Source organism: Cellulomonas septica, assembly GCF_012396155.1.
GTDB lineage: Bacteria > Actinomycetota > Actinomycetes > Actinomycetales > Cellulomonadaceae > Cellulomonas > Cellulomonas septica.
In genome coordinates, this window is sequence record NZ_JAAXOY010000569.1 from 1 (window position 1) to 2,318 (window position 2,318).

A 2,318-nucleotide genomic window follows, 5' to 3' on the forward strand; every position below is an offset into this window, starting at 1 on the left:
GACAGCACGCGGTCCACCGCGGCGTCGTCGTGCGCGGCCGACACGAACCACGCCTCGAACGGCGACGGCGGCGCGTAGACGCCGGCCTCGAGCAGCGCGCGGTGGAACGGCGCGTACCGCCACGACTCCGTGGCCTGCACGGCCGCGTAGTCGCGCACGCCGTGCGTCGCGGCCTCCGGACCGAACATGGTGCTGAACAGGCTGCCCGCCCACTGCACGCTGTGCGGGACGGACTCGTCCGCCAGGACGCGCGAGAGCTCGGTGCGCAGCGTCGCCGCCGTCTGGTCGATCCGCGCGTACACCGACGCGTCCGCGAGGCGCAGCGTCGTCAGGCCCGCCGCGGTCGCGACCGGGTTCCCCGACAGCGTGCCCGCCTGGTAGACCGGGCCGACCGGCGCGAGGTGGCCCATGACGTCACGGCGCCCGCCGACGGCCGCGACGGGCAGCCCGCCGCCGATGACCTTGCCGAACGTGAACAGGTCCGCGGCCCAGCCCTCGCGCAGGCCCTCGAGGCCCCACCAGCCGGAGAACCCGACCCGGAAGCCCGTGAGCACCTCGTCCTGGATGAGCAGCGCACCGTGCTCGGCCGTGAGGCGGCGCAGCTCGGCGTTGAAGCCCGGCCCGGGCGGGACGACACCCATGTTCGCGGGCGCGGCCTCGGTGATGACCGCCGCGATCCGGTCGCCGTGCGTCGCGAAGGCCTCCGCGACCGCGTCGACGTCGTTGTAGGGGAGGACGATCGTCTCGGCCGCGACGGCCGTCGAGACACCGGCCGAGTCGGGCAGCGCGAGCGTCGCGACGCCCGAGCCCGCGGACGCCAGCAGTGCGTCGACGTGCCCGTGGTAGCAGCCGGCGAACTTCACGACGAGGTCGCGACCGGTGTGGGCGCGCGCGAGGCGCAGCGCCGTCATCGTCGCCTCGGTGCCGGTCGACACCAGGCGCACCATCTCGGCCGCGGGGACGCGCGAGCGGATCTCGTCGACCAGGTCGACCTCGGTGACCGTCGGGGCGCCGAACCCGAGACCGCGCGCCGCGGCGGCCTGCACGGCCTCGACGACCTCCGGGTGCGCGTGACCCAGCAGCGCCGGACCCCACGAGCCGACCAGGTCGACGTACTCGTGCCCGTCGACGTCCGTGACGTAGGGGCCGCTGCCCGACGCGACGAACGGCGGGGTGCCGCCGACGGCGCCGAACGCGCGCACGGGGGAGTTCACACCGCCGGGGATCACGGCCTGGGCGTGCGCGAACGTCTCCGCGCTCGTGCGGCCGGCGACCGCCGCCTCGCTGCTGCCGTACCGGCTCATGACTTCTCCTCCGCCAGCCACGCGGCCAGCTCCGTCGCGAAGTAGGTGAGCACGTGATCGGCACCCGCACGACGGATGCTGAGCACGGACTCCAGGATCGCCCGTTCGCGCTCGATCCAGCCGTGCGCGGCGGCGGCCTCGATCATGGCGTATTCGCCCGACACCTGGTAGGCGCTGACCGGAACGGTGGACACGGCCGCCACGTCGGCGAGCACGTCCAGGTAGGACATCGCGGGCTTCACCATGACCACGTCGGCGCCCTCGGCGATGTCGATCGCGACCTCGCGCGCCGCCTCCCGGCGGTTCGCGGGGTCCATCTGGTAGGTCCGGCGGTCGCCCTCGAGCTGCGACTCGACGGCGTCCCGGAACGGGCCGTAGAAGGCCGACGCGTACTTCGCCGCGTAGGCGAGCACCGCGACCTGGTCGTGGCCGGCGTCGTCGAGCGCGTCGCGCACCACGCCGACCTGGCCGTCCATCATCCCGCTGAGCCCCACGAGGTGCGCGCCAGCGGCAGCCTGCGCGAGCGCCATCTCCGCGTAGCGGACCAGCGTCGCGTCGTTGTCGACCGCGCCCGCGGGGGTCAGGACGCCGCAGTGCCCGTGGTCGGTGAACTCGTCGAGGCACAGGTCGGCCTGCACGACGAGCGCGTCGCCCGCCTCGGCGACCGCGTCCGCGATGGCGAGGTTGAGGATGCCGTCGGGGGCGGTGGCCTGCGAGCCGACCGCGTCCCGGACCTCGGGGATCGCGAACAGCATGACCCCGCCGAGCCCGGCCGCGGCGGCGTCCGACACCGCGCCCTTGAGCGAGTCGCGCGTGTGCTGCAGGACGCCGGGCATCGACGCGATCGGGCGCGCCTCGGTGAGCCCTTCGCGCACGAAGAGGGGGAGCACGAGCTCCGCGGGGTGCAGGCGGGTCTCCGCCGTGAGGCGGCGCATCGCCGTCGTGGAGCGCAGGCGGCGCGGGCGGACCCGGCCGGGACGGGGGAGGGAGGTGGTCACGCGTGCTCCTCGGAGC

The 2,318-nt window shown here is 74.9% G+C and carries 2 protein-coding genes; both read right to left on the minus strand.

The features are described from left to right. A partial coding sequence (gene hemL / locus HGA02_RS16660; RefSeq protein ID WP_168680247.1) for a glutamate-1-semialdehyde 2,1-aminomutase occupies positions 1 to 1,304 on the minus strand: 1,304 nt, incomplete at its 3' end. Next, positions 1,301 to 2,302, minus strand: a complete 1,002-nt coding sequence (gene hemB, locus HGA02_RS16665; RefSeq protein WP_168680249.1) for a porphobilinogen synthase — start codon at positions 2,300 to 2,302, stop codon at positions 1,301 to 1,303. The genes hemL and hemB, both read right to left, overlap by 4 nt. Positions 2,303 to 2,318: the final 16 nt, after the last annotated feature.